This window comes from Streptomyces sp. Ru62 (genome assembly GCF_002920615.1).
Taxonomy (GTDB): Bacteria; Actinomycetota; Actinomycetes; order Streptomycetales; family Streptomycetaceae; genus Streptomyces.
The window spans coordinates 1-8,048 of record NZ_PQSU01000075.1 but is presented as its reverse complement, the minus strand read 5'-3'; the positions used below and the strand labels follow the sequence as shown (position 1 = coordinate 8,048).

10 protein-coding genes are annotated in these 8,048 nt (G+C 72.8%); 3 read left to right on the top strand and 7 right to left on the bottom strand.

The genetic code is table 11. From position 1 onward, the window contains the following. Nucleotides 1–153 precede the first annotated feature (153 nt). A complete protein-coding gene (locus C3492_RS43590; RefSeq protein ID WP_146075813.1) occupies nt 154–570 on the bottom strand; it encodes a hypothetical protein in 417 nt (138 codons plus the stop codon). A gap of 264 nt (nt 571–834) precedes the next feature. On the opposite strand from C3492_RS43590, the gene C3492_RS43585 reads away from it, so the two are divergent. The 3 genes from C3492_RS43585 to C3492_RS43575 all read left to right on the top strand — a co-directional run bounded on the left by C3492_RS43585 (nt 835) and on the right by C3492_RS43575 (nt 2,111). Next, nucleotides 835–1,299 (top strand): hypothetical protein, encoded by a 465-nt coding sequence (locus C3492_RS43585; protein WP_103818092.1) that lies wholly within the window; start codon nt 835–837, stop codon nt 1,297–1,299. A gap of 81 nt (nt 1,300–1,380) precedes the next feature. Further along, a complete protein-coding gene (locus tag C3492_RS43580; RefSeq protein ID WP_103818091.1) occupies nt 1,381–1,785 on the top strand; it encodes an NUDIX hydrolase in 405 nt (134 codons plus the stop codon). A 134-nt stretch (nt 1,786–1,919) separates the two neighbouring features. Further along, the gene (locus tag C3492_RS43575; RefSeq protein WP_103818090.1) at nt 1,920–2,111 is read left to right on the top strand and encodes a hypothetical protein; all 192 of its coding nucleotides are present in this window, start codon (nt 1,920–1,922) and stop codon (nt 2,109–2,111) included. A gap of 83 nt (nt 2,112–2,194) precedes the next feature. Here the strand turns inward: C3492_RS43575 and C3492_RS43570 are convergent, their stop codons facing one another. From C3492_RS43570 to C3492_RS43545, 6 genes are all read right to left on the bottom strand, one after another. Beyond that, nucleotides 2,195–3,433, bottom strand: a complete 1,239-nt coding sequence (locus tag C3492_RS43570; protein WP_103818089.1) for a hypothetical protein — start codon at nt 3,431–3,433, stop codon at nt 2,195–2,197. A gap of 597 nt (nt 3,434–4,030) precedes the next feature. Next, entirely contained in the window at nt 4,031–4,234 is a 204-nt protein-coding gene (locus C3492_RS43565; protein WP_103818088.1) for a hypothetical protein, read from the bottom strand. After that, nucleotides 4,234–5,121: a protein spdB gene (locus C3492_RS43560; protein ID WP_103818087.1), complete on the bottom strand. Its 888-nt coding sequence runs from the start codon at nt 5,119–5,121 to the stop codon at nt 4,234–4,236. Before C3492_RS43560 ends, C3492_RS43565 begins: the two co-directional genes overlap by 1 nt. A gap of 2 nt (nt 5,122–5,123) precedes the next feature. Beyond that, complete coding sequence (locus C3492_RS43555; protein ID WP_103818086.1) at nt 5,124–5,309, bottom strand: hypothetical protein; 186 nt, start codon at nt 5,307–5,309, stop codon at nt 5,124–5,126. Beyond that, the gene (locus tag C3492_RS43550) at nt 5,309–7,279 is read right to left on the bottom strand and encodes a MarR family transcriptional regulator (protein WP_103818085.1); all 1,971 of its coding nucleotides are present in this window, start codon (nt 7,277–7,279) and stop codon (nt 5,309–5,311) included. The genes C3492_RS43555 and C3492_RS43550 overlap by 1 nt, the downstream gene beginning before the upstream one ends. Nucleotides 7,280–7,505: 226 nt before the next feature. Next, nucleotides 7,506–7,733, bottom strand: a complete 228-nt coding sequence (locus C3492_RS43545) for a hypothetical protein (protein WP_103818084.1) — start codon at nt 7,731–7,733, stop codon at nt 7,506–7,508. Between the last annotated feature and the right edge of the window lie 315 nt (nt 7,734–8,048).

Sequence of the window (8,048 nt, the reverse complement as noted above, 5' to 3'; positions counted from 1 at the left end):
GTACGGCCGTCTGGCGGCCCGGAGTTCTCCCGGAGCGCCGTTCCCCTGCCGTCGCCACGTAAGGCCGCGAGAGGGGCGGTTACGGCCCGCCTCGGGGCTGATGGGGAGCTGGCTGCTGCCGCGATGTGGCCGGGCCCGTCGTGGGCGCTCCGCTCAGCGCGGCTCCGTCGTGGGCCGAGCGTCCGGCTCTCCCTCGTCCTCGGCCGCCGCCCACAGCGCGACCGGTGACCAAGCGCGGCGTGGCCGAGGCGCCGGCGCCTCGGCCGGAGGGCCGGGCGGAGCGGGCAGGTAGTCACCCGCGCCCGCCATTTCGTCACGTGACGAATCGGCGCCGCCCGGACTTTCGTCACGTGACGAATTGGCGCCGCCGTGCTCCTGTCTGGCCAGATGCCAGATCAGCGCCTCGTGGGCCTTCAGCCGCTCCGTCACCGTCCGGGCCTCGTAGGCGCGCTGGCGGCAGCTGCGGCGGCAGTAGTCCCGGCTGCGGCCGACGCCGGACTGTCGGATCGGTCCGCCGCACCAGGCGCAGACCTTGTTGCCGTCGGCGTCCCTGGGGGTCTCTGTGCTCATGGCGGACGACCGTACGCGGCCGGGTCGGAGGCCCCGGCCGTGGCCGGTCTTGTAGCGAGGCAGGTAGGCGCCGGCCAACTCGCGCACGGCACGCACGGCACGCGGCACGCGCGGTACGCGATGCCGGACACCTCTGGCACTTTCGCCCGCAGCACTCGCACGACCGGAGCCCCCTCTTGCACGGCCGTACGGGAATCCGTACAGTCATGGATGTCAGGCCGTACGGATTCCCGTACAGCACACCAGCCCGTGAGGAGGACCACCATGTCGATCAGCTTCCGCGAGGGCGACGCCGCCACGAACAGGGGCGGCGTGGACATCACGATCAGCCTCACCGCTGAGGAGGCCGAGGCCATCGGCGGGGAACTGGGCCCGCTGGCCGACGCGATGGCCGGGGCGCTGTGGGCGCTCGCCGTCCTGCGCACCGACACCGTCCCCGCGGACCAGGACGACGGTCCCGGCGCCCGTCCGGACCGCCCGGCCACCGCCGACACCTGGGTCACCGCGATCCACGACGTCGAGCAGCGGCTCCTGCCGCGCCTGGAGGGCATTCGCGACGCCGCGATGCGCGCCCACGCCGCCAGCGGCGGCAGCTACGGCGAGCTGGCCCGCGCCCTCGGGGTGACCGCCCGCTCCACCGCCCAGTACCGGCGCGACACCCTCCAGGCCCGGATGCCGAGCGAGTGGGAGATCTGGGCCCTGACCGGCAAGCGCCCCACCCAGGACTGACCGCCGGGGCGGCCGTTCACTGCCAGGCGCACGGCCGCCCCTTCGCTCCCAGACCCGTCACGAGACCAGGAGATACCCATCATGTCCGAGACCTTCGAAACGATCCGCTACACCGCCGACGTCGTGCTCATCGACACCAACGGCCGCGTCCTGCTGATCGAGCGCGGGTGGGACCCCTACGAAGGCTGCTGGGCCCTGCCGGGCGGACACGTCGACCCCGGCGAGACCTCCCGCGCCGCCGCCGCCCGCGAGCTGGAGGAGGAGACCGGAGTCCCCGTGGCCGCCGACGAGCTGCGCCAGCTCGGCGTCTGGGACGCCCCCGGACGCGACCCGCGCGGCCGGTACGTGACCGTCGCCTACCTCGCGGTCGTCCCCGCCGGCACCCCGACCACGGCCGGGGACGACGCCCGCCGCGCCGAGTGGTGGCCGTTGGACGCCCTGCCGACCCTCGCGTTCGACCACGCCGACATCCTGGCTGCCATCTGACCCAGCCCAACAGGAGCCCCGCACCGACCGGTGCGGGGCTCCGCCGTGTGCACGCCTGTGCCCGTGCACGCGTGCACGCTGAATCGGGCACACCTCTTGCATTCCCGGCCGCGAGGGGGCGGGAGACTCCCGGCATGAGCACTCGACGCCGTCTCGGCACCGGTCCGAGCACCACGACCAGGAGCACGACCACGGACACGGCCCCGCGGCTGCTGCCCGTCGAGCGTGCCGCCGACATCGAGGACCAGGAGCACGCCGACCCCCACGCGCGAAGCGCCGGCGGACCGCTCCCCGGCCGCCGGAAGTTGGGCGACCGGGGGCAGTAACCGGCGACAGCGAGTTATCGCGCAATGGAACATTCCGCGCTCGCGTCGCCGGGCCTCAAAGGGCAGTAACCGGCGACAGCGAGTTATGGCGAACTGATATCAGTTCCGCCCGGGGGCCCGGTGAGCCGGTCGACGGCGCGGGCGAGTTCGGCGGCCAGGGATGGCCCGTCGTTGACGCACAGGAAGCCTCGGCCGTTGCCGAGGCGGACGACCCGGCGGCGGACCTTGCGGTAGCGGACGCGGGCGGGCGCGGTGACGAGCTGGGCGCCCGCGAGCCCCACCACTTGGTCGGTAGGGATGGCGACGCCGCCCCTGACCCGCTTCACCGTCCGCTGCTGGGTGACCCCTTGGGCGCGGGCGTACCGGCGCAGGATCCGCCCGGCCCACACGGCGGCTTCGGGGTGCAGCTCGACCCCGGCCGTGGCCGGGTCGAGTCCCCAGTAGCCCCAGAACCGGCCCGGCCCGGCGCCCTCCGCCTGCCACAGCTCGGGCACCACGTGCTGGTACTCCTTCGCGGAGAAGGACCCGTGCTTGGTGAAGTACACGGCGAGCCGCCTCGGGTCGCGCATGCGCTCACCCTCGCGGTAGTCGACGGCCGTCCCGGCACGCAGGTGCCGGCGCCTCTGCTCCGGGTCGGGGTGGGCCACGATGTCGGCCCACACGACCGAGAGCCACTGGCGATACGGCAGTCCGTCGCCTGCGGCCGGGCGGCAGTAGGGCTTGCGGCCCTTCCGCCCGGCGGCCTCCCAGGCGAGCACGGCCGCCGCGTGCTGGATCTGGCGCAGGTCACCGGCCGCCCCCTCCGGCTCGGGGCCCCACAGGTGCAGGTGAGGCGCCCCACGGTGCTGAAACTCCAGCTTCCAGATGCCGACGAAGGCGAAGCCCCAAGCCCGCTCGAACCGCTTGCGGAACTGGTCAAGATGCCGCTTGACCGCCTTGCCAGTCGGGGCGACGACCTCCCAGTCGCCGGGATAGGTGAGCGTCGTCATGGGCAGCCGCAGGCCCATCCGAAGGAGTGGCCCGTAGTCCAGCTCCGCGAGCCGCCGCGTCATCCGGGCCCGGCTCTTCCGGGACCACTCCGTCACGGTCCGGGTCGGCTCGGGGTCCTCGGGCAGGGTCCCGTGTTCCAGCAGGTAGCGGGCCATTTCGTCGGCTCGCTTCCGGGCCGTCTCCTGGAGCCGCTCAGCCGTCCGCTCGCGCCGGGCGACGTCCGGCCACGACATGGAGACCACGCCGGGCGCGATCGTGAGCAGCGGGCGCGGCCCCTCCTCACCGGCCCATCCGGGCCTCTTCGTGAAGAGTCCGGCCGCCGCCGAGACCATCTCTGGAGTCGGGAAGCTGAGCTGGGTGCCAACCTGCCGCTGACCTGCGGTTCTGTTTTCACGGCGAGTTGTGGCACATGTAACAAGCCCCTCAGCCGCCCCGCCCGTCACGGGCTGAGCAAGATCACGGGAGGCAGCGGGAGGGGGGGTCTCGATCATGACCCCACTCCGCTCACGCGGAGGGGTTAGCGGCGCAACCTTGGCGGGCCGCTGTGGCGATGCTGGGGCATCGCTACGTACTCTGGGCACGAGCAACGTTCCTGTCTCGCCCGATGGCTTAGTGGGCGCGAGATGGGGGCGGACGGCCCAGGGATTAGGCCCCCTGGGCCGTTGCCGTTTCTGGTCTGGGAGTGATCCTGGCACCGATTGGTGCGGCTGTTCCCTCCGCCACTCCCAACGCCTTACGGGGCTGGTGTGACTTGGAGGGCCGAAGAGAGCCCCGCCGGGTATCCGGCGGGGCTTTGACGTGCGGTCAGGACCAGTCGTCGTCTCCGGTGACGGGTCCGTCGGGCGTGTGGATCACGCCCCGGCCGTCCCAGAGGGCTTCGTCCAGGTCGTCGGTCTGGGTGGGCTGGTCGGTCATGGTCGGTCCTCCCGTCAGGCGGCGGTGTCGAGTCGGACGGCGAGCTGGGCGGCGGCGGCGAGGATCGCGTGGATCTCGGGTGCGGCCGTGGCGGAGAGCTGGGCCGGGGCGGGCGCCGGCGCCTGGGGCGGGGTGGGGGCCGTGGCCCGGCGGGGGCGGAGAGCCACCGCCAGGACCACGAGCGCGACCACCACGGAGAGCAGGTAGGCGAGCGCCATCAGGGGGCCACCGCCTGCCCGGTCGTGACGCGCCGCCAGGCGGCCCGCAGGCGGGTCTCCCCGGCGCTGTGTCCGGCCGCCCGGAACGCGGCGGCCATGTCCCGGTAGCTCATGGGCGGGTGGGTGCTGGCCCGCAGATCCATGACGATCCGGTCGATCTCGTCGTCCGTGAGGGCGGGCGCCTCGATGGCGGCCACGGGCTCGAACGGACCCCAAACCGGCAGCTCCCACCTGGGCTGTGACGCATCCTGTGACGCGGGCGTGACGCGCTCTGTCACGCAGGTCAGAGCCTTGCCGGTGCCGTCGCCCTGCCGCACCCCGTCCAGCTCCGACCACGCCCCGGCGAGCCGCCGGGCGGCCTTGGACTGGGCGTCCGCGACGCGCTTCCCGGCGGTCGTCACGGCGTCGAGCCGGGTCACCTCCGTGCCCGCCTCGGCGCGCAGTTCGGCGCGGGCGATGGCGGCCCAGTCGCGGGCGTCCTGCTGGATCTTGGCGATCTGGTCGAGCGCGGCCGGGGTGAGCGCCGTGCGCTCCCACAGCCCGTGCACGAGCCAGAGGGCCTTGGCCGCGAGCGGGAGCCAGGCGACGGCCAGCCACGGGCCGGGCGAGTCCTGACCAACCGCGTGGGCGACCAAGACGCCGGTCGCCACCGCGCCGAAGCCCCAGCCGACCGCCGTCACCACGGCGTTGTGGTCGCCCTGCCGGGCCAGGCGCCGGTCGTAGGCGAGGGTGGCGAGCCAGCCGCCGTCGATGCCGAGGCCGACGACCAGGGCGACGGGCCAGGGCATCGAGCCGCCGAGCCACATCACGACCACGGCCAAGGTCAGCACCATGCTGACCGCCGTCATGGCGACCGCCGGGGCGGCGGTCATCGAGCGCTTCTGCATGGTCACTTCCCCTTCCGGAGTCCGAGGGTGAGCGAGATTCCGCCAGCGCCTGCCGCCGCCGCGTACTGCGTGGCCATCTCCGCGACCGTGATCAGGAGCCAGGCCACGAGGCCGATCCCGGCCGCGCCGGTCAGCACCAGGGCGAAGGTCAGCAGCGCGCCCTGCACGTCGTACTCGTGAGCCGCCATCAGGCCGACACCTCCCCGGCCTCCGTGGTGACGACGGACAGGGAGCCGTCCTCGGCACGCTTCACGTCGCCCGCGTCGACCAGCTGCTTGACCGCCTTGGAGACGGTGCCCTTGTTGATGCCGGTCACCGAGGCGATGTCGGCAACGGTGGTGGAGCCCGCCGCGATGGCGGCGGCGACCTTGTCGCGGTTGGTCGCGGGCGCGGGCTGGGCCGGAACCGCGGGGAGCGGCGGCGCCAGCTCGTAGTCGTCGTCCTTCACGAGCCGGAGCGCGGGCGCGGCCGGGGCGCCGGCCACCACGGCGGGCGCCGACTCCCGCCGCCACACGGGCCGGTCGGGGAGCGCGATCACCTGCTGGGCCGTCATGTAGCGCAGCCGGATCGGATTCCGGCGCTGGTGCTTGCCCTTGTCCTGGTCGAAGAGCAGCGCGTACCCGGGCATCGGCAGGTCGTGTGCGGGCCAGTCCGAGCGGCCGAAGACCGTGGCCGCGTCCGTCTGGGAGGCGACCGCGAGACCGAGCTTCACGCTCATCTGACCGGCGATCTGCGAGTCGATCCCGTGCCCGTCGCCCGACATGGTCGGCTTCTGCGTCGCCCACACCAGGATGATCTCCGCAGCCCGGTACTTCCGGGCGACCGTGCGCAGCGTCTCCACGATGTCCTGGTAGTCGGAGGACTTGCCGTCCTCGCCCTTGACCTTGGTCTTCGCGTCGGACAGCAACTCGCCGCCCTCGTCCGCGAAGACCGTGATGCGGGGCCGCTCGGGGCTGATCTCGACCACGTCCTTACCGCGCGGCAGGTCCTTCAGCCGCTCCTCGCCCTCCTCGATCAGCTCCTGGCAGACCTCGCGCATCTCGTCCAGCTCGCAGACGATTCGGGCGCGGTGGGACCACGTACGGCCCTCGACGTACTTCCGGTCGAAGATGATCAGCCGGTGGTCGTCGTACTCGGACGCCTCGGCCAGCAGCGGACGCGCGCTGTAGGACTTGCCCGCGCCGGACGTACCGGCGATCAGCATTCGCTTGCCCAACGGCACCGGCAGCGGCTCGCCGGTGACCGTGTCGACCGCCCAGCAGTCGCCCGGCTTCCAGCCCTCCAAGTCGATGCCGTCGGCCGCCGACCGGGTCCGCAGCGTGATCGTGGCGCGGTCGCCGTGCGTGCCCGGCTTGATCTCCATGCGCAGGTCAGTGCGCGCCCCGAGCAGCGCCCGGATCTCCTCGTGCTTGGCCGCGAACGCGCTCGGCTTCCAGCGGCCGTCCAGGCGCACGTTGGTCACCAGCCCGGCCGGGGTGATCTCGACCGGCGAGGGCACCGAGCCCGCGAGCCCGCGCTCGTCGGCGTGCTGGACCCAGTAGCTCGGGTCGAGCCGCTCGACCAGGCGCCGCTCCTCCGCCGACAGGACGTCGTCGACGTCGACCGTGACCGTGCGCCGGCCGAGCCACAGAGCGCCCGCGTTGAGCGCGATCAGACCGGCCGAGATCGACCCGGGCCAGATGGTCCAGTGCTCCGCCGTCGACATCAGCCACGACGAGACCGCGCCGGGCACCGCGTGCACCGCGTGCGCCTGGATCGCCCGCGCCCGCAGCGTCGCCGGGTAGTTGGCCTTGGCCTGCTTCAGCTTGGCCCGCGCCTGGGTGGTGTGCTGCCGCGCGGCCTTGTCCGCCGTCCGCGCCGACCGGCGCGCGGTGCTCATCGGGTTCTTGCTCGCCGCCCGCGCCTTCTGCCGCTCCGTCCGCGCCGTGGCCGCCGTCGACCGGGCGCTGTTGTGGGCCTTCTGCGCGTCCAGCAGAGCCTTCAGGTTCTCCGGGGTCCGGAGCTTGGCCCTCCGGTCCGCCTCCGCGTCCCAACGCGCCGCGAGCGGAGCGAAGGTCGGCGCAAGCGCGTCGAGCGTGTTCGTGATGGTTTGGGCCGACTTGATCCGTGCCGACTTGGTCGGCTCTGCGATCTTCGACCACACTGCGTTCAGGTCCACGTCTGTCCTTTCGCGAGGTTCGTGGATCTAGGGCCGAATCGTCGTTCCAGCGGCGGTTCGGCCCGCCTGTTTTGGGTGGGTTGCTCCCCCGGTTGCGCCCACACCCCCTAGTTGACCCCCGCAACCGCCTCTGACCTGGGGGTTTTCAGGTTGATGCGGTTTCCAGGGAGGGGGCCCTACGCGTGCGCGCGCGAGGCGGGGTCGGTTTCCGGGGCCAGACGCAAGATCACTCAGCCTCGCTCCGGGCCCACGCCCGGACCGTGTTGGGGGCCACCGCCGTGAGGTCCGTGATCCGCCGGATCGAGACCTCCATACGCCGGGCCTCCCGGATCAGCGGGCGCAGCTCGGCGTCGATCGCCTCCAGTTCGGCGAGCAGCTTGATCCGGCGCTGCCCCGGTCCCTTCAGCGCGGCTTCGGCCTCGGCCCTCAGCTCGGCCGGTGTCTTCTGCGTCATGGGGTTCAATCTGACACAGCCCATCTAAGACACGCAAGCGAGTTACTCCGAATGGCTTGAAATAGCCCGCGCTTTTTGCGTTCAAACTTTCCCTACGTCATCAAGGCGGCCCGCGAGCGGGCCGCGCGGCCCGGCCCACGGCCCGGCCGCCGCTCCTGTCTCCGCCCCGCTCCGGCCCGGCCGCCGACCGGCCCGCGCACCCACAGGCGGCTACTCGCCGGGGTTTACGTGACCAGCCGTCACCCGGCTTCCGGGCATCGCTGTTGTGCGCGTTGGGACAGGCCAGCGGGGAAGGGTGGGGGGGCTGGAAGCTCT